General features: G+C 68.1%; 14 protein-coding genes. 11 read left to right on the top strand and 3 right to left on the bottom strand.

From position 1 onward, the window contains the following. Positions 1 to 230: 230 nt before the first annotated feature. Together BM43_RS41540 and BM43_RS33465 are read right to left on the bottom strand one after the other, a co-directional pair. Positions 231 to 962 (bottom strand): hypothetical protein, encoded by a 732-nt coding sequence (locus BM43_RS41540; RefSeq protein WP_036051543.1) that lies wholly within the window; start codon positions 960 to 962, stop codon positions 231 to 233. A gap of 84 nt (positions 963 to 1046) precedes the next feature. After that, entirely contained in the window at positions 1047 to 3371 is a 2325-nt protein-coding gene (locus tag BM43_RS33465; RefSeq protein ID WP_036051545.1) for a YjbH domain-containing protein, read from the bottom strand. 598 nt (positions 3372 to 3969) lie between these two features. Here BM43_RS33465 and BM43_RS33460 point away from each other — a divergent pair. Continuing rightward, on the top strand, positions 3970 to 5142 hold the full coding sequence (locus tag BM43_RS33460) for a YncE family protein (RefSeq protein WP_111946379.1): 1173 nt from the start codon (positions 3970 to 3972) through the stop codon (positions 5140 to 5142). An 82-nt stretch (positions 5143 to 5224) separates the two neighbouring features. Here BM43_RS33460 and BM43_RS33455 read toward each other — a convergent pair whose 3' ends face one another. Continuing rightward, a complete protein-coding gene (locus BM43_RS33455) occupies positions 5225 to 8065 on the bottom strand; it encodes a TonB-dependent receptor domain-containing protein (RefSeq protein ID WP_036051548.1) in 2841 nt (946 codons plus the stop codon). Between the two features lie 493 nt (positions 8066 to 8558). Here BM43_RS33455 and BM43_RS33450 point away from each other — a divergent pair, with 493 nt between their 5' ends. The 10 genes from BM43_RS33450 to BM43_RS33405 all read left to right on the top strand — a co-directional run bounded on the left by BM43_RS33450 (position 8559) and on the right by BM43_RS33405 (position 19831). Continuing rightward, positions 8559 to 10139, top strand: a complete 1581-nt coding sequence (locus BM43_RS33450) for a thioredoxin family protein (RefSeq protein WP_036053461.1) — start codon at positions 8559 to 8561, stop codon at positions 10137 to 10139. A 1016-nt stretch (positions 10140 to 11155) separates the two neighbouring features. Next, on the top strand, positions 11156 to 12988 hold the full coding sequence (locus BM43_RS33445) for a fatty acyl-AMP ligase (protein ID WP_036051551.1): 1833 nt from the start codon (positions 11156 to 11158) through the stop codon (positions 12986 to 12988). 16 nt (positions 12989 to 13004) lie between these two features. Then, positions 13005 to 13934, top strand: coding sequence for an acyl-CoA desaturase (locus BM43_RS33440; RefSeq protein ID WP_036053463.1), 930 nt, complete (start codon positions 13005 to 13007; stop codon positions 13932 to 13934). A gap of 25 nt (positions 13935 to 13959) precedes the next feature. Further along, positions 13960 to 14934 carry an acyl-CoA desaturase gene (locus tag BM43_RS33435; RefSeq protein ID WP_036051553.1) on the top strand — a complete coding sequence of 325 codons (975 nt, stop codon included), beginning with the start codon at positions 13960 to 13962 and terminating at the stop codon, positions 14932 to 14934. Positions 14935 to 14996: 62 nt separating this feature from the next. Then, positions 14997 to 15320: an acyl carrier protein gene (locus BM43_RS33430; protein WP_013697992.1), complete on the top strand. Its 324-nt coding sequence runs from the start codon at positions 14997 to 14999 to the stop codon at positions 15318 to 15320. 21 nt (positions 15321 to 15341) lie between these two features. After that, positions 15342 to 16442, top strand: a complete 1101-nt coding sequence (locus BM43_RS33425) for a fatty acid desaturase (protein WP_025100205.1) — start codon at positions 15342 to 15344, stop codon at positions 16440 to 16442. A gap of 71 nt (positions 16443 to 16513) precedes the next feature. Further along, positions 16514 to 17488: an alpha/beta fold hydrolase gene (locus BM43_RS33420; protein WP_052710582.1), complete on the top strand. Its 975-nt coding sequence runs from the start codon at positions 16514 to 16516 to the stop codon at positions 17486 to 17488. Between the two features lie 15 nt (positions 17489 to 17503). After that, positions 17504 to 18382, top strand: a complete 879-nt coding sequence (locus BM43_RS33415) for a ferritin family protein (RefSeq protein WP_036051556.1) — start codon at positions 17504 to 17506, stop codon at positions 18380 to 18382. Between the two features lie 17 nt (positions 18383 to 18399). Continuing rightward, on the top strand, positions 18400 to 18585 hold the full coding sequence (locus BM43_RS33410) for a rubredoxin (protein WP_013697988.1): 186 nt from the start codon (positions 18400 to 18402) through the stop codon (positions 18583 to 18585). Between the two features lie 49 nt (positions 18586 to 18634). Next, entirely contained in the window at positions 18635 to 19831 is a 1197-nt protein-coding gene (locus BM43_RS33405) for a cytochrome P450 (RefSeq protein ID WP_036051559.1), read from the top strand. Positions 19832 to 19888: the final 57 nt, after the last annotated feature.

The raw sequence follows: 19888 nt of genomic DNA, 5'->3' as shown, positions 1-19888 counted from the left end.
CTCGTTCCCGGCGATACCGTCTGTATCGATGCTGAAACGCGTCGTTACGTTACGCGCTGCAAAAAGACGCGTTACGTAACGATGAGAGCGGTAAGCAGATGAATGACGACTGGATCGGATAACTTAATATATTTAACGCAAACGATTGCGTGAAATGACAACTTGAGACGGCGCGTGCCCGGCCGTCGATGCCGGCGAAAGCTCGCGCCGTCAGTCGCGGGACCGCTCGATCACGGCGTGCCGCTGGTGCTGCCGCCCGTGCCGCCGGTCGGGCTGTTCGCCGTGGTGCCGGCCGCCGCCACCGCCGAGAGCAGCGTGGCCGAGGGCGTGCCGTTGCTGGTAAAGGCGCCGGCGGCCTGCAGCGCGTCGAGGTCCGCGTCGGCGCCGGGCTGGCCTGGCGTGAACGCGGTGGTCAGGAAGGCCGAGGTGGACAGCGTGATGCCATAGAGCTTCTTCAGCACCGCTGCCACGCCGCCTTGCGCCGCGGCGAGATCCGCGTTGTTGCTCGCAGCGGCCTGGTAGGCCGTGTTCGTGCCGAGGCCGGCGAGCAGCCCGTTGAGATCGGTGCCGAGCTCGGCCGCCAGGTAGACCAGCATCAGCTCGGTGAGCGGCGTGACGTTGAAGGTGCCGCTGCCGTTCGCCAACGAGTGCAGCGTGGCCGAGCCGGTGCTGCCGGTGATCGAGCACGGCCCGCTGAACGCGAAGCTCAGCGCGTAGGCGCCGCTCGCGGTGGCCGTCCCGGCTCCGTTGCCCTGCGCGCAGGCGATGGTGATCGAGGCATTCGCCATCGCCGCGCCCACCGCCGCCGTGCCGCTGATCTTGCCCGAGGCGACGGTCTGCGGCCCGACCGGGCCGCCTCCGCCGCTATCCCCGCCGCCGCCGCAGGCCGCCATCGTGGCTGCCGCGACGATACCCAGGCCGATCCACCGCGCGGCGCGCAGCTTCGTGTGATTCGTCTTCATCGTGGTTCTCCGTGATCTCGTGAATCGTCCAGACGCCGCCGGCCGCGCGCATCCGGAAACCTGCGCGGCCGGCGGCACGTGAATTCATGGCTGCGGCGTGGCGGCATCGAGCGCGGCCGTCGGCGAGGCCGGCCGCGGATTCGACGCCTCGGGCGCCGCGTAGCGCTGGTAGGCGTCGCGCATCCGGTAGAGCTGGGTGGCGAAGTAGGCCGCGCTGAAGCGGCCCTGGTTGAGCAGCAACTGCTGCGCGTCGTAGGCGAAGTCGAGGTTCTCCCCACCGTCGGCCGACAGGTAGTTGGTCGAGCCCACGCGCGTGCGGAAATTGAGCGGGAACTGCGCCGTGCCGCCGATCTCGACCAGGCCCGGCTTCATGCCCTGGCGCGGCGTGAGCGGGAAGCTGGCCGAAGCGCCGACGAAGGAGCCGCGGCCGCTGTGCTGCGCCTGGAAGCTGAAGGCGACGTCGTCGAACCAGCGCGTGGCCACCAGCAGCGGGCCCTTGTCGCCGCCCACGTAGCGCGCCACGCCGGCCTCGATCCAGAGCTTCCACGAAGGCTGCACCCAGCGGTAGCTGAGCAGTGCGCTCTTCTCGTCGGGTAGCGCGTCCTTGCCCGGTTCGCGGCGCAGGTAGGCCAGCTTCAGGCGCACCACGTCGGGCCGGCCCGGCACGAAGGCGGTGGTCTCGTTCTCGACGCCGAGATACTGCAGGTCGAACTTGCCGACCGAGGTGACGTTGAACACGCGCGGCGCGATCCAGAAGCTCTGCGCCAGCGCCGCGTCGGCGATGCCGCCGCGCAAGCGGTAGGCGCTGTAGAAGCGGCCGTCGTCCATGTTGCGGCTGTTGGCGATCGGCGCGATCGCGCTCGCGTAGAACTCGGCGCCGCGCCAGAGCGGCACGAAGGCGCGCAGTTCGGCGCCCACCGAATAGTCGAAGTTGCCGTAGTCGGTGCCGTACAGATAGCGGGTGACCGGCGCGATCTCGAAGCGCACCAGGCTGTGGCGGCCGGTCTTCGTGGACCAGTCGATGGCGGAGGCCGCGTAGGTCGGGCGCATGCGCATGGTCAGCGAGGCGTCGGCCGCGGTGGGCGAGCCGCCGGCCAGGAAGGCCGCGTAGGCGCCGCGATCGACGCTGACTTCCGCGATCGCCTGGTCGGCCTTGCGGATCACCACGCGGATCGTGTCGATCTCGCTGCCCGCGTGCCGCGCGGCGACGCCCAGCGCGATGCCGAGCGCGTCGGCCTCGTTCTGGTTGTAGCGATGGTTCTCGTATTCGACCACCAGGTCGCGGCCGACGATGCCCGCGCGGCCGCGTTCGAGGCCGGCCGCCGAGAGCGCGTCGACAATCGCGTCGAGCGAGGTGGGTCCGGCCTCGGCGGCCGGGGCCAGGGCGATGCGCTGCATGGCGAGCGGCGCGGCCGCCCGGCCCGATGCGGCCAGCGCCGACCAGGCAACGGCCGGCGACATCGATGACGCCGTCGCCACGCTTGCACTCGCCTGGTCCGAATCACGGCGAGGAGCTGATGCGACGGCAAGCTCGCCCGCCTCGCCCTTGCCAAGCTCTGCCGTGGCCTGCGCGGCAGCCGCCGGCCCGGCCGCATCCCGCGCGAGCCTCGCCTCGCAAGGACCGCCCTCGCAGCGCGAGGCATCGAAACGCCGGCCGAGCGGAATCTGGATGCCGACCGAGAACGCGGTGCGCTCGGCCACGCCGTTGGTGCTCTTCAGCGAACGCATCAAGCTGGCCACCACGCTCGCATCGGCCAGCCAGCGGATCGACGGCGACTGATAGCGGATGCCCGCATAGGGCGTCTTCGAATCGTGCTCGACCAGCAGCGACAGGCCGGTATGGAACACGTCCAGCTCCGCGCCGCCGAACACGCCGTCGAGCCGGTCGCCGCTGCCGTAGCCGAGCGTCAGCGTGGCCGGCCCGAGCACCTGCGAGACCACGCCATAGGTCGAGCGGAAGAAATGCGTCTGGCCGCCGATGTCGTCGATGCCGACGGCGATGTCGGGCTGGTAGCGGAACCACTTCGGCACCGCCACCTTCAGGTTCGCCATCAGGTGGCGCACCACGATCGACTCGGCGCCGGGAAACACCGGCCGCACGTTGCCGGTGTAGTTCACCAGCCCGCCCGTGGCCTCGACATACGGCAGGATGCCGATCCCCGCCCAGGCCACGTCGGCCTTGGTGGCGGTGCCGCCGAAGCGCGGATCGATGTAGTCGTTGTACTGCCCTTCGAAAGTCCCTTGCGGCAAGGTGAAGCCATAGGGAATCACCAGGCCGCCGCTGGGACCGAGCGCCGAGAGCGCCGGCGGCGCGGCCGACGCCGCGCTGCCCGCGAACGCCTGGATCGCGCCCAGCGCGACGATCCGCAGGCCATGCCTGGCCTTCGTCTTACGGTTCTTGTAGGTCATTGTTGTCGCTTGTCGTTGACGTGTGATCGTGGCGACGTCGTCCCCCCGCTCATCGCGTCGAACCGCGCCGGCCGCCTCGGGGTGGCACGCCCGAGACAGGCCGGATCGGCTGCGACCCACCGCAGGCGACCACCGGCCTCCACGCAACGGAGGTCTGGATCGGTACGGTGTTCGGTGAGACATGCCCGGACCTCGGGCATGGACGACAATCGCGCTGCATCGCACCGGCCACCCCGCGTCGGATGCGTCTGCAGTCCTGCTGCCAGACCGTCGCCGCGCGCTTCACTTCAGGCCGCGCGGGCGACGCTGCAATGCAGCAAGAAGTGTTCCCGATTTCGGTGATTGCTCCGTTTTCGTCAACGCTGGAATTCCCGGTTGCCGAAGTCGCAATAACGCGCAGAAGATTGCCTGACCCCATGCAAGCCGCCGCCGGGCGACGTTCCGGTTACGTGACGCGCGGAACACGCGTTACGTGCGCGCGCAACCAAATATCCGGCCACGTTTCTCAACAGGCTTACGCTAAGCTGAATAGCCGCCATCCTCACCACGTCCAGGCGGCTGCTTCGCTTCACGTCGTTTCGATTTCGGGGAATCCAACATGACAAGCTTATTTTCGAGCGCTGGACCGGCACGCCGGTGCCTCGTCGCGGGAACGCTGGCTCTGTGGGCCGGCATCGGTGCCGCGCAGGTGCCGCCCGGCGGCGCCGTCTACCTGGCCGGCAACCAGGGCAGCGTGACGGTGCTCAACGCCGTCAACCTGAAGCAGATCGCCTCCATCCCGCGCGCTGGCGCGGCCGGCGCCTACCAGTTGCAGGCCTCGCCCTCGGGGCAGCGCGTCTACGGCGTCGCCTATGCATCGGGGCCGAACACCACCGCCACGCTGTTCGCAATCGACACCGCCAGCAACCAGGTCGCCGCCACGGCGGTCCGCGCCAACAGCACCACGGGCGGTTTCGCCCTGCCGGTGGGCTCCGGCAAGCTCTATACCAACGGCAACCAGACGCACCAGCCGCCCGTGACCGGTACCGGCGGCATCTACCAGAGCGATGCGGTGGTCAACGTACTCGATGCCGGCACGCTGCAGCCGCTCAAGCAGATCGTGATCGCCACCCTGGGCAACGGCAGCGGGCCGGGCGGCGCCATCGCGGCATCGCCGGACGGCTCGCGCATCTATGCCGCCAACGTCAATTTCCGCTCGATCGCGGTGATCGATGCGCAAACCGATACGCTGCTCGCGACGATCGACACATCGAGCGTCAACAACGGTTATCCGGCGAGCCTGGCGGTCACGCCGGACGGCAGCAAGCTGTTCCTCGCGCAGGGCATCAACGGCACCGAGCCGGGCAAGTTGGCCGTGATCGATACGGCCTCGCGCGCCATCGTCAAGCTGATCGACCTGCCCGGCGCCGGACCGAGGCCCGCGAGCCTGTCGATCTCGCCCGATGGCCAGCAGTTGTACGTGGCGAACGGCCAGGCCGACTTTCCTTCTCACCAGAACGGCCTGTTCGTGGTCGACGTGGCGACGCTGGCCGTGACCCGGTCGCTGCCCGCGCCCGACGACGTGTTCTCCTTCACCAACAGCGGCGTCGCGCAGGACGGCTACCGGATCCTGTTCAATCCCAGCTATACCGCCGCGGGGCAGACCGGCCTGCTCTCCCTGGATCCGGCCGAGAACCGCATCAGCGCGCGCGTGCTGCTGCCGGCCGGCGCCAACTGGTCGAGCGGCCTGGCCGTGGTGGCCGGCAACCGCGCCTGCGCGACGGCACGATGAGCGCCACCCGGTGCCGAAGCATCGCATGGCTGCTCCGGCACCGGGATTGCGCTCGCCGGTTTGCTGCCGTCCCGCCGCCCGCTCAACTGAAGCGATGGCTGAACTCCAGCCACAGCGTGCGCCCGTAAGGCAGGTAGTAGCCGACCGTGTAATACGGCCAGCCGGCCGAATCGTCGTGCTTGATGGTGTTGAACACGTTGTTCATCACGAAGGTCAGCGAGGTATCGCGCGTGAACTGATAGGACAGGCTCAGGTTGGCCAGCGTGGTGGGCGTGAGGTAGGCGGTCTGCGCGGCGTTGGGCACCTTGCCGTAGCGCTCGACCTGCACCGTCGAGGTCCACTTCGGGATCGACCAGGTCAGGCTCAGCATCAGCTTGTCGGGCCATTCCGGGTTGCCGGTCGGGTTGTTCAGCGAATGCAGCAGGTCCTGCACGGGGCTGTTGGCGTACTGCTGGTAGCGCAGGCTCAGCACCTTGGTGTAGTTCGCCGCCAGCAGGAAATTGCCGATGCCGTGCAGGCGGAAGCGCCACTTGCCGCTCAGGTCGAAGCCGGTGGTTTTCTCCATCGCCGCGTTGATCGGGTTGATCAGGATGGTGTTGATCGCACCGGGATCGAGCACGGCCGTGAGCGGATTGCGAACCACGCGCGCCAGCGCATCCACGCAATCGGGCGAGGCCGCGCTCAGGCGTCCTTCGCGGCAGGCCGCCTCGGTGCGCAGCAGGTTGTCGGGATCGATGTTGGTGACCAGGTTGTCGATACGGATGTTGTAGTAGTCGGCCGACAGGTCGATATCGGGCGTGGGCGCGAGCACGAAGCCCGCGCCCCAGGACTTGCCGTTTTCCGGCTTCAGTTGCGCGTTGCCGGTCTGCACGAAGTTCGAGCCCGGCGCCACGTTCGCGTATTCGCAGTTGGCCAGCGACTGGCCGGACTGGTTGCAGCGGAAATAGTCGGTGGTCGACTCGAAGTAGCCCTTGGTCGGGCTCTGGAAGATGTAGTTCATGTCCGGCGCGCGAAAGCTGGTGCCGTAGTTGCCGCGCAGCAGCAACTCGCGCAGCGGCCGGTATTCGAGGCCGAGGTTGTAGGTGAACTTGTGGTTGCGCGTGCCGGCGAAGGAATAGTCGTCGTAGCGCGTCGCGACATCGGCGTTCAACTGGCGGAAGATCGGCACGCGCAGCTCGAGCGCGGCCGCGTAGCGCTTGCGGTTGCCGCTCGCGCCGTAGATGCCGGCCGAGTTGTAGTAGCTGCCCTGGGCCAGCGCCGGGTCCACCGAATTGCTGAAGCCCTGCGTGCCGTATTCGATCACGCCGGCGGCGCGCACCGGCCCGGCCGGCAGGCGGAACAGGTCGCCGTTGGTGGCCAGGCTGAAGGTCTGCGTCCAGGTGTTGTTCTGGCTTGCGGATTCGCCATAGAGCGATCCGAATTGCGCTGGCGTGAGCGGTGTCGAGAAGCGCGTCGGGTCGGGCGCGTAGATCGGCGCGCCGTCGGCCGCGGTGCCCAGTTGCGGGCCGAGAAAGTAGCTGTCGATGCCGGCGCGCAGGCGCGGCACCGTCGCGCGGCTCTGGTAGCCCGAGGCGCTGTAGGTCAGCTCGTAGTTCCAACTGCTGTCGGGCAGCTTGCCGCGCAGGCCGGTGATCACATTGGCGGCGAAATCGTCCCAGCGCTTGTTCCAGACCGAGGCACCGCCGATCTCCTGCGGCGAGAAACGCCGCGTCCAGGTTTCGTTGGCCTGGGTGAGATCGTTGAAGAAGTAGCCGGTGCCGCCCAGCGCCGAGGTCCAGCTCGGGCCGCGCGTGTTGTTCTCGGTCTGGTTCCAGGCGGTCGATACCGAGCCGAACAGCGTGACCAGCTCGCTGAGCCGGTACTCGACGCCACCGTAGAGGTTCTCGCTGAGGTTGTCGGTCTGGGTCGTCCAGAACGCCGGCTTGGCACCGCCGCTGCCGCAATACGCGCCCTTGGCGGTATTGACGGTCGAGACGCCGCCGAACGCGCCGATGCCGCCCAGCGCGCCGCAAGCGCCGGCGCCGCCGAGGTAGGCGCCCGTGTCGAGGTTCCGGCGCGACCAGATGGTGGTGGGCGTCTCGCCTTCGAGCGAGGCCGAGGACATGAAATCGCGCTGGCCCGACCAGATCGGATTGGTCTTGCTGATCTCCAGGCCGAACACCGTGCTCAGCGCGCCGAATTCCTTGCCGCCCGATACCTGCAGGCGGCCGTTGCCGCCGCCGCCGTCCCAGGTGCGCCCGCCCTTCAGGTTCACCTCGATGCCGTCGATGTGCTTCTTCATGATGATGTTGACCACGCCCGCGATCGCATCCGAGCCGTAGACCGCCGAGGCCGCGCCGTTCAGGATCTCGATGCGGTCGATCATCTCCGAAGGGATGTTGGCGAGGTTCACGAAGTTGACGTTGCCGTCGTAGGCGATCGGGTAATCGGCCACGCGCCGGCCGTCGACCAGCACCAGCGTGTGGTTGGCGCCGAGCCCGCGCAGGTTGATGGCATTGGCGGCCGGCGTGAAGGTGTTGCCGTAGTCGGCGCCCTGCGAGAAACCGGTGTTCTGCGTCTGCGATTGCAGCGCGTCGTAGACGTTGCGATAACCCTTGGCTTCGAGATCCTTGCCGGTGATGACGGTGACCGGCGTGGCACCCTCCTTCTCCGTGCGCGGGATGCGCGAGCCGGTCACCACGAAGGTCTTCAGCGAGGTGGATTTCGGCGCGGCGGCCGTGGATGGCGATGCCGCCGCGCCGGCTGGCGTTGCGACGGCGGCAGCAGCGGCGCTGGCCGCGGCCGGCGCATCGGCGACGGCCGGCCCGGACGCGGCCACGGTTTGCTGGGCCAGCGCCGGCGCGGCGCTGGCGAGCGAGATCGACAGGCAGAGCGCAGCCGCGCCCCACCCGGTCACGCGGGATATCTTGTCATGCGAGTTCATGTTGATCTCGTCTATCGGCCGAACGACCCTCGGCTGACCGGCCCGGTGCCGCTCGTGACGACACCGGGCCCGCCCGCCCCCTCTGATTCGCGTCTTCGCCGCGCGTCCGGATCACGAGACGCCAGGCGAAAGCCATCGCGCAATGGCACGCGAGATTTTTCTAAGACATCCTGAATACCGGCGGCACGCCGGCAAGGACCGGGGGAGACTTTATCGACCCGCCCGGCCCGTCACAAACGATATTTCCGCATATTGATGTGAGGAATTCGGGCGTATTTCCGAGCCCGGAATTTCGCCGTCTTCAACAATCCGGTCGATTGCCTACGCAACCACCCAGCAAGCCGGCGCGGAATATCGATATGCGCGTCGAAACGAAATGCAAAGCGGCTTTTCGGGCTTGTGCGCGCGACGATTCTGCTTCAGTGTCTCGATACTTCAGACCAATATCGACGCCGGGCCGCACTCGCCGCGCCGCAACCAGTCGGATCTCCTCATGAAAACCTCGATGAAGAAGGCCTCGATGGGCCTGCTGCTCGCTGCCGCGAGCGCCTGTTTTTCCTCCTCGTTCGCCGCCACCCAGCCGGCGAGCCCGGCGGTCCACCTGCCGCCCGGCATCGCCTGGCAGCAGGGCGACATCGATGCCGCGTTCGCCCGGGCCAAGCGCAGCAACAAGCCGCTGCTGCTGTACTGGGGCGCCGTGTGGTGCCCGTCCTGCAACCAGGTGAAGGCGACCGTGTTCAGCCAGCAGGTGTTCAAGGACCGCTCGTCCTTCTTCGTGCCGGTTTATCTCGACGGCGACGCGGAAAACGCGCAGAAGCTCGGCGAGCGCTTCAAGGTGCGCGGCTACCCGACCATGATCCTGTTCCGTCCCGACGGCACCGAAGTCACGCGCCTGCCGGGCGAGGCGGACCTGGACCGCTACATGCAGGCGCTGTCGCTCGGCATGAACGCCACCCATCCCTTCAAGCAGACGCTGGCCGCCGCGCTGCGCGACGGCGCCGCGCTCAAGCCTGACGAATGGCGCATGCTGGCCGATTACTCCTGGGATACCGATGGCGGGCTGCCGGTGCCGGGCGAACGTGTCGCGCAGACCCTGCAGACACTGGCCGCGCATGCGCGTGCCGATCACGCGCCGAAGGAGGCGCTGCGCTTCGCGCTGAAGGCGGCCGTCACGGCCGCCGATGGCGAGCCGGCCCAGCAGGGCGAACTCGACAAGGCCGCGGGCCTGGCGGCCCTACAGGCGACGCTGAACGATCCGCGCCTGAGCCGCGAGCAATCCGACGTGCTGGTTGCCGCGCCGGCGGACCTGGTGCACTGGCTCGCCAAGGACGCGACCGAACGCGCGCGCCTGAGCCAAGCCTACGACGCGGCGCTCACGCGCCTGTCGACCGATGCCTCGCTGTCGGCGATCGATCGCACCATCGCCCTGCATGGGCGCGTGTCGCTGGCGCGGCTCGTCGCGCCGAAGGGCACGCCGCTGCCGGCGCCCCTGCTCGACACGGTGCGCAAGCAGGTGAGCGCCACCACGCAGGCGGCCACCAATCCCTACGAGCATGCGGCCGTGGTCAGCGAAGGCGCGGACACGCTCACGGACGCCGGCCTCTACGACGATTCGGATGCGCTGCTCGAGGCCGAGCTGCCGCGCTCGTCGACGCCCTACTACTTCATGTCCGGCCTCGCGGCGAACGCGAAGGCGCGCGGCGACAAGGCGGCCGCGCTCGAGTGGTATCGCAAGGCCTACGAAGCAACCAGCGGCTCGGCCACGCGGCTGCGCTGGGGCGCCACCTACCTGGCGAACGCGGTGACGCTCGCGCCCGAGGACAGCACGCGCATCGAAGGCATCGCCAGCGGCGTGCTGAACCAGGTCGGGCAGACGCGCAATGCGTTCTACGGCGCGAATCGACGCGCCCTGAGCAAGGTGGTGACGCAGCTCGTGCAATGGAACAAGGACGGCCGCCACGAGGGCGCGGTGAAGTCGGTGGTGAAGCAGTTCGAGGGCGTGTGCGGGAAGCTGCCGGCCGGCGATCCGCAAACGTCCACCTGCCATGACCTGATCCAGCCGGCGAAAGCCTGAGCCCGGCCATCTTCCCCATGCGGGACCTGCCGCCCGGCGATGCCTCGCCGCGAGCGAGCAGGTCCTGAATCAAACACGATCGCGCCTGCCCGCCGCCCGGGCGAACACGGCGCGATACGTCGCCTCCCTCCCCTGCCTCGATATTTCCCTGTCGTGATGTCGCGTGCGTGTTTCGCGATCCCGATCGATTCGATCGCGCCGCCCGTCCAATCTTCCATCGCAAACTGGCACTGTCAAAACTGTTCCATTAACAAGCCAGTTATCGAGCCGGTTCCCGTATGTACCGGGCTGGACAATTAATACGCGGCAATGACAAGCCGCTTCTCCCTTATTTCCAAATATTTTCCGGACACCGGCCGAACCCTTTCTTTTTGATATCGGAAATATTCATCGGATCATTGAAAGGCGCTTGACAATGTTTTTCTCTTGAATAAACATTAATGCATATACATGCAAACAAAGCAGCCGAGGGCCGTAACGATTGAGCGGTACGTTCCACTACCCGTTCCGAGCGGGAAGCGGAGCATGCGAGGCGATGGCGTCATTCCTTCGCGCGTGCCCCGTTTCCCCGTCCATGCGAGGAATGCGGCCTGATACCGGTTATAGCGCCCAGCGGCTTGAGCGCGGCCCGTAGTACGTGTCTCATCTGATGTTGCAGCTCGAAGTCAAACAACACGCTGTGCTGCGGACCTGACGATCCCCCGATCGCCAGCGTCCTGTATCGCCGCGCCGTCCCCCACACGTGTCGGCCGGAACGGATGAGTTTTGCCCGCGGAATGAAAAAACGCGCTTAACCGGTTTGTGAAGCCATTTCAAAATCCGGATAGCTTTATTAAGCGCAAGCGTAGTTTGTATTTCCGTCTACGTAATCCTACGTAAATCGGAAAATGCCTGCGTATTTTGTTCCGGTTGGATTCGGGAATTCGATTTTCAGTGGAACGGACCGATACGCGCGACGCCGTGGCATTTGGCGTGGCGCATGTCGATGCAACGCTTTACGTGGAAAGGATGCCGACATGACACATCTCGAAGTCGCAAGCCCGGCGCTCGATGCGCTCGACGCGAGCCATTCGCGCCATCGCGCCGCCGCGACGCTGGCCGAGCACGCCCTCGACACGCTGGCCGACGTGCTGCGCCTGCGCGCCGCGACGCTGCCCGGGCAGACCGCCTTCATCCACCTGGTGGACGGCGAAGGCGAGACTCGCACCGTGAGCTATGCCGAGCTGCAACTGCAGGCCGGCGCGATCGCGCGCCACCTCGCCGCGCGCGGCGTGGCCGGCAAGCGTGTGCTGATGCTGTTCGAGGCCGGCATCGACTACATCGCCGCGCTGTTCGGCGTCTGGATGGCCGGCGCGGTGGCGGTGCCCTCGTTCCCGCCGGTGGGCACGCGGGCGCTGGGGCGGCTCGGCGCGATCGCGCGCGACTCGCAGCCCGAGCTGATCCTGACCGATTCGCGCTTCACCCGGCTGCGCGAGCGCGTGCTGGCGCTGCTGCCGGACGGCTTCCCGGAGGAGGCCTGGACCGAGGCCGATGCGCTTTTTCGCGCCGATACTCATGCATATGCATACAACGCGACCGATGTCGGCCCGGCCTTGCCGGTGCTCGATCGCGAGGCGCTTGCCCTGCTCCAGTACACGTCGGGCTCGACCTCCGATCCGAAGGGCGTGATGCTGACCCACGGCAACCTGCTCAGCAACTGCCACGGCGCGAGCCGCTGGATGGGCGGGCCGCGCGAGCGCGTCGGTTGCACCTGGTTGCCGCCCTATCACGACATGGGCCTGATGGGCGGCATCCTGCAGCCGATCTACGAGGGTTTCCCGACCGTGATCCTCTCGCCCGGCCACTTCGTCCAGCAGCCGCTGCGCTGGCTGGCGGCGCTCTCGCAGTACCGCGTCACCACCACCATCGCGCCGAACTTCGCCTTCGACCTCTGTTGCAACTCGATCGGCGACGAGGTGCTGCCGCTGCTCGACCTTTCCACGGTCGAGGCGATCTACTGCGGCGCCGAGCCGGTCCGGCGCCGCACCTTCGAGCGTTTCGCCGATCGCTTCGCGCGCTGCGGCTTCCGCGCCGAGGCCTTCGGCCCCTGCTACGGACTGGCCGAGGCCACCGTGTTCGTATCGGGCAAGGTGGACGGCGCCGCGCCCGCCTTCGTCGAGCTCGACCAGGACGGCCTGGCGCGCGGCGAGGTGCGCGAGATCGCGGCCGATCATCCGCGCGCCCAGGCGCTGGCCTCCTGCGGCGCGCCGGCGCCGGGCCACGACGTGCGAATCGTCGGCCCGGACGGCCGCGCGCTGCCCGACGGCGCGATCGGCGAAATCTGGGTAGGCGGCCCGAACATCGGCATCGGCTACTGGAACCAGCCCGAGCGCAGCGAGGAGACCTTCCACGCGCGCCTGGAAGGCTCGGCACAACGCTACATGCGCACCGGCGACCTCGGTTTCCTGCGCGCCGGCGAGCTGTACGTCACCGGCCGCATCAAGGATCTGATCATCCACGCGGGCCGCAATCTCTATCCTCAGGATATCGAACTGCTGGTGGAGGAGCTCGACGCGCGGATCCGGCCGAACGGCGTGGCGGCCTTCTCGATCGACGACGGCCAGGGCGAGCGGATCGCCGTGGTGGCCGAACTCCGGCGCGGCGAGAAGGTGGCCGAGGGCGAACTGCAGACGCTGCGCGAGGCGATCGTCGAGCGCGTCACGCAGCAGCTCGGCGCCGCGCCGCACCTGATCCATTTCGCGCCGATGGGCGCGATCCCCTTGACCACGAGCGGCAAGATCCAGCGCTACGCCACCCGCCACGCGCTGCTGACGCAATCGCTGGCGAGCTATCCCCATGCACGCGCCTGAGCCCGCGAAGGACATCATGGACATCCAGACCCAAACCTCCCCCTCGCGGCCCGCGCCGCTCGCCGATCGCACCGGCGCCACCGAACGGCGCCTGGCCTGGCTCACGGTCGGGATCCCGGCCGTCGGCGCGCTCGCGGCCGTGGCGCTGGCGATTGTGCACGGCATCGGCCGGCTCGAGATCGGCCTGCTCGCGGTGATGTACCTGGTCACCGCGCTTGGCGTCGAGGCGGGGCTGCATCGCTTCTTCTCTCACCAGGCCTTCAAGGCCGGCCCGGTGGTGACGGCGCTGTTCGCGATCGCCGGCTCGATGGCCGCGCAGGGGCCGATCCTGTTCTGGGCCGCCACGCACCGCATGCACCACGCCTTCACCGACCAGGAAGGCGACCCGCATTCGCCGCGCCTGCACGGCGAGCATCTCGGCGGGCGCCTGCGCGGCATCTGGCACGCGCACGTCGGCTGGCTGTTCACGCTGCGCCGGCAGAACTGGAGCCAGTTCACCCCCGACCTGCTGCGCGACCGCTGGGTGGTGCGCCTGAACCGCCTCTACTTCCTGTGGATCGCGCTCGGCCTGGCGCTGCCGACGCTGGCCGGCTGGCTGATCGGCGGCACCGGCTACGCGGCGCTGACGGGTTTCCTGTGGGGCGGCCTGCTGCGCATCTTCCTGGTCGACCAGGCCACCTGGGCGATCAACTCCTTCGCGCACAGCTTCGGCCCGCGCCCGAACCGCACCCGCGACCAGAGCCGCAACGTGTTCTGGCTGGCCCTGCCGGCGGTGGGCGGCGGCTGGCACAACAACCATCACGCCTTCCCGGCTCTCGCACGCACCAGCCAGCGCTTCTGGCAGCTCGACCTGTCGGGCGGCCTGATCGAGCTGCTGGCGGTGTTCGGCCTGGTGTGGGACGTGCGCCGCCCGGCCCCCGAGCGCAGCCGCGCCACCCAGCCCTGAGCGCCCGCCTTCCGGAGATTCCTTCATGACCCAGCTCGATCTCACCCCCGCGCCCACCCTCCCCGACGACCAGCCGGTGCGCGGCGTCAGCGTGCTCGACGCGCGCGGCGCCCGCATCAAGGCGATGACCGCCTTCGGCGTGATGACGATTCCGTTGGCCGGCACGCTGGCGGCGGCCTGGCTGGCCTGGGCCGGCTACGCCACGCGCGTCGACGCCTGGCTGTTCGCCGCGATGTACGTGCTGCACATGGCCGGCGTCTCGATCGGCTACCACCGCTTCCTGGCCCATCGCGCCTTCAAGACCTCGCCGCTGTTCCGCGCGCTGATCCTGATCTGCGGTTCGATGGCCGCGCAAGGCCCGATCCTGTTCTGGGTCACCACACACCGGCGCCACCACGCCTACAGCGACCGCCCGGGCGACCCGCATTCGCCCAACCTGCTGGGCGAGAGCCGCGCCGAGCGCCTGCGCGGGCTGTGGCATGCCCACATGCCCTGGATGATGTCGCCCGAGATGTCGAGCTGGAGCTACTTCGCGCAGGACATCCTGAAGGACCGCAGCCTGCTGTTCTTCAATCGCACCTACTTCTACTGGGTCCTGCTCGGCCTCGCGATCCCGGCCGTGGCCGGCGGGCTGATCACCGCGAGCTGGATGGGCGCGCTGTGCGGCCTGATGTTCGGCGGCTTCGCGCGCATGTTCATCGCCAACCAGTTCGCCTGGTGCGTCGGCTCGATCTGCCATCGCTACGGCAGCCGCCCGTTCGACACGCGCGACCACAGCACCAACAACTGGATCGTGGCCTTCCTGACCTTCGGCGAGGGCCTGCAGAACAACCATCACGCCTTCCCGGCCTGGTACCGGCACGGCGTGCACTGGTGGGAGCCGGACCTGTCGGGCTGGATGCTGGCGCTGTTCGGATGGCTCGGCATCGTCGAGGAGCTGCGCTCGCCCAGCCGCGACGTGATCGAGCGCGTGCGCAAGCGCGAGCCCGGCGGCGCCTGAGCGCGCCGCATCCCGATCGTTTTGTTTTGCTTTGCCTTCTTCAACCCTGAGGAGTACGCATCATGGCGTTCATGTCGAGCCTGTTCAGCAAGATCGGCTTCATCGAGGAAAAACGTTCCTCGACCCCGCTCACCGAGGCGGGCATCCATCAATGGCTGGTCGAGCGACTGGCCAGGCAACTCAACGTGCCGATCGCGCAGATCGATCCGGCGCGCAGCTTCGAGTCCTACGGGCTCGACTCGCTGGTCGCGCTGCAGGTCGCGGGCGATCTCGAGAAGCTGCTCGAGCAGCGCCTGTCGCCGGCGCTGCTGTTCGAACACCAGAACATCGACGACCTGGCGAGCTATCTCGCCGCCGAACTCGCCACCGGCGAGATCAAGGCCTGAGGCCCACCAAGGAGCGAACCGATGGCAACCATCCAACTACCGCAGCAGCAGACCCCGGGCTTTCGGGACTTCGTGCAGTCGATCAAGTCGCTGGACGGCGAGCGCCTGGCCGACGCGATTCCGCGCGAACTCTACGAACCGCGCCTGGCGCGCGGCCTGCTGGGCTTCTTCGCCAGCACCGCGCTCTACGTGGGCGCCGTGATCGGCGTGCACTACGCGCCGCACTGGTCGCTCTGGATCCCGCTCTGGCTGCTGGCCGGCCTGGGCGGCTGGGGCCTGTTCTGCATCGCCCACGATTGCGGGCACAACTCCTTCTCGAAGAGCCGTCGCTTCAATTTCGCGCTCGGCCAGATCGCGCTGTTCCCGCTGCTCTACCCGTTCCACGGCTGGCGCCACATGCACAACCTGCATCACGCCAACACCAACAGCCTGGAGATGGATACCGACTGGCGCCCGGTGCTGCCGGAGCAATACCGCCGCATGGGCGCCTGGGAGAAGTTCGTGTACCGCAGCACGCGCAGCTGGCTGTTCTGGCTGGGCACGGTCAACTACCAGCGCCACTCGGGCTTCAAGCCCAGCATGTTCCCCAAGCGCGAGGCCCGCAACGACGTGCGCCGCTCGGTGGTGATCACGGTGCTGTTCGCCGCCGTCTACCTGCCCACCCTGGTCTGGTTCACGGGCTGGCAGGGTTTCCTGCTGTACTTCCTCGGCCCCTGGCTCGGCATCCACGCCTGGTTCAGCACCACCACGATGATGCATCACATCTCGGACGAACTGCCGTTCCTGACGCGCGAGCACTGGAGCCTGAACGGCAGCCGCCTGATGATGACCACCGACTACGAGTACCCGAAGTGGCTGCACTTCTTCACCCACAACATCTCGGTGCATGCCGCCCACCACGTGGTGCCGGTGATCCCCTTCTACAACCTGCCCAAGGCACGCGAGGCACTCAAGCGCGCCTATCCCGGCTCGATCCGGCAGAAGCCGTTCACGCTCGGCGAGGTCTGGAAGGTGATCCGCGCCTGCCATCTCTATGACCCGGTGCACGGCTACTACCGCTCGTTCGAGGCGGTCGCCACGCCGCCCGCGGCCACCCCGCCGCGCGCCGACTCGGCGATCTGAGCCCACCACCCGAGCCCACTATCTGAGCCCACTACCCGGATTCATCAGGCCACTCTGGCAGGAGAAGGACGATGTCCAATACTTCCGAGTCATCCCTCCCGCACGGCGCGGCGGCCGCCGCCGCGTCGGCGCCTTCGCCGGCACCCGCGGCGAGCCCCGCGATGTCGTTCGGCAAGCGCGTGCTCAAGGGCTACGTCGGCGCGCTCGGCGCGGTCTCGCCGGCGGCCGCCGCGCGGCGCGCCACCGACCTGTTCGGCTATACGCGCACCTTCCGCAAGACGCCGCCCAAGGATATGTCGCCGCTCGGCGCGCGCCGCTTCGAGATCCGCGGCGTGGACGGCGTCACCCACGGCCATCTGTGGGGCAAGGGCGAGCGCACCGTGCTGCTGGTGCACGGCTGGGGCGCCGACAGCGCCACCATGTTCTCCTTCGTGCCCAAGCTGCAGAAGGCGGGGTTTCGCGTGGCCGCCTTCGACGCGCCGGCGCACGGCGTCTCGCCCGGCACGGTCACCACCATGACGGCCTTCAAGAACGCCGTGAAGGGCGCGATCGAATCGCTCGGCGGCGTGCACGGCATCGTCTCGCATTCGCTGGGCAGCATCGCCTCGACCGGCGCGATGGCCGAGCTCGGGCCCGACAGCGTGGACGGCATCGTGATGCTGGCGCCGCCCTGCACGCTGCCGGCGGTGATCGACCGCTGGTCGGGCGACTTCCTGCGCCTCGCGCCCAGCGTGATGGCGGCGATGTATGCCGAGCTGCATCGCCGCAACGGCGTGCCGCCCCAGCACTGGGACATCGGCGCGCTGGGCCGGGGCCTGCGCACGCGGATCTTCGTGATGCATGGCCCGAACGACAAGATCGTGCCGATCTGCGAGTCGGAGAACATCGCCGCGGCCTTGCCGCACGTGCGCTTCGAGCGCGTCGAGAAGGTCGGCCACGTGCGGATCCTGTCGGACGCGCGCGTGATCGAGCGCGCCACCCAGTTCCTCGCGATCGGCGGCGAGCCGGCGGCGAACGCGCCGTCGCTGGCGCCGGTCACGGGCTGAGCCGAGGGGACCACCATGCTCTATCCCGAACTGTACCGAAGCCTGGAACGCGCGCGCTGGGACATGCAGCACGACGTCGACTGGGACCGCTTCGACGCCTCGCTGCTGTCCGACGAGCAGGCGCTGTCGATCAAGATGAACGCGATCACGGAATGGGCGGCGCTGCCGGCCACCGAGATGTTCCTGCGCGACAACGTCGACGACAGCGATTTCTCGGCCTTCATGTCGATCTGGTTCTACGAGGAACAGAAGCACTCGCTGGTGCTGATCGAGTACCTGCGGCGCTTCCGTCCCGAGCTCGCGCCCACCGAGGACGAGCTGCACGCGGTGCGCTTCCCGTTCGACCCGGCCCCGGCGCTGGAGACACTGACCCTGCACTTCGGCGGCGAGATCCGCCTCAACCACTGGTATCGCTGCGCCGCGCACTGGCACACCGAGCCGGTGATCCGGCAGATCTACGAGCTGATCTCGCGCGACGAGGCGCGCCACGCGGCCGCCTACCTGAAGTACATGCGCCGCGCGCTGGACCGGCACGGCGACGCGGCGCGCCTGGCCTTCGCCAAGATCGGCACGCTGATGGCCAGCGCCAACCGCGCGGCCAAGGCGATCCACCCGACCAACCTGCACGTGAATCGCACGCTGTTCCCCAACGACACGGTGCAGAGCCGCCTGCCCGATCCCGAATGGCTGGGCCGCTGGCTCGACACGCAGATCCGCTTCGACCGAGACTGGGAGAACCGCGTGGCCGACCGCATCCTGCACAACCTGTCGATCCTGCTGGACCGTCCGCTGCTCAACGTCAAGGACCTCCACAAGCTGCGCAAGCAGCTGCACCAGAACCTGGAAGGCGCGAGCGCGGGCGCGGCCGCCGCCGAGCCTGCCCTGCAGCACTGATCCGGAGAACGCTCACGATGTCCGAACTCACCGTCGAATACCGCACCTGGATGTGCCTGATCTGCGGTTACCTCTATGACGAACGAAGCGGCGACCCGAACGCCGGGATCGCCGCCGGCACGCGCTGGGAGGACATTCCCGACGACTGGCGCTGCCCCGAATGCGACGTGCCCAAGCTCGACTTCGAGATGGTCTCGATCTGAGGCCCGGCTGCCCGAGCGCCATTTCCCAAGACACCAAGGACTCCCCACCATGCAATACAGCGACCTGGCGACACCCGATTTCCTGAAGAACCCCTACCCCGTGTTCGACGCGATGCGCGCCGAGGGCCAACTGGTCAAGCTCGCGCCCAAGCTCTACGCGACCTCGCACTACGGCTTCGGCGAGAAGCTGCTGCTCGACCGCCGCTTCGGCAAGGGCATCGTCGAGGCGGTCAAGGCGCGCTATGGCGAGGGCGTGATCGACCAGCCGCCGTTCCGCACCTTCCGCTCGATGCTGCCGGGCCTGAACCCGCCCAAGCACACCAACCTGCGCGCGCTGCTGATGAAGTCCTTCAACGCGCGCCAGGTCGAGAAGTTCCGCGAGGCCTCCTACACCATCTCGAACCAGTTGATCGACCGGCTGGTGAAGGAGCCGCAGGGCGACCTGGTGACCGGCTTCGCCTTCCTGCTGCCGATGCAGACCATGTGCACCATCCTCGGCGTGCCGCTGTCGGACGGCGCGATGTTCAAGCGCGCCGCCGACCGCGCGGCCGGCGCGCTCAACGTCACGCCGCTCAACGCCGAGCAGCTCGAGGAATCGCGCAAGTCGGCGATCGAACTCGAAACCTACTTCGCCAAGGTGCTGGCCGAGCGCCGCAAGGAGCCGGGCGACGACCTGATCTCGCAGATGATCCTGGCCGAGGAAGACGGCCAGCGCCTGACCGACGACGAGATCGTCGCCAACCTCTGCTTCCTGTTCGTGGCCGGCCACGAGACCACCGAGAACATGATCGGCAACACGCTGATCGCGCTGCAGCGCCACCCGGAGCAACGCGAGCGCGTCAAGGCCGACCTCTCGATCATGCCCCGGGTGGTGACCGAGGCGCTGCGCTACGACAGCTCGGTGCAGATCGCCCAGCGCGTGGCGCTCGAGGAAGTCGAGCTGGAAGACCAGACGATCCAGCGCGGCGACCTGATCTGCGTGTTCCTCGGCGGCGGCAATCGCGATCCGGAGAAGTTCGAGAACCCGGACCGGCTCGACATCGACCGCGAGAACGTGCGCCCGCTCTCGTTCGGCGGCGGCCTGCACTACTGCCTGGGCGCGCGGCTCGCGCTGCTGGAGATCGCGGCCGCGCTGGAGGTGGTCTACACGCGCCTGCCGAACCTGCACCTGACCAATCTCGACGCGCTGCCCTATCGCCGCAACAACGCGCTGCGCGGCGTCGATTCGCTGCTCGGCACCTGGTAGGACACGCGGCGCGCCGCGTGAGCGAGGCGCCGTGATTGCTGCACGCAAGGCAGGGCC

This window comes from Burkholderia gladioli, from assembly GCF_000959725.1.
GTDB lineage: Bacteria > Pseudomonadota > Gammaproteobacteria > Burkholderiales > Burkholderiaceae > Burkholderia > Burkholderia gladioli.
The sequence above is the reverse complement of the archived record's forward strand: the minus strand, read 5'-3'. Positions and strand labels throughout refer to the sequence as shown.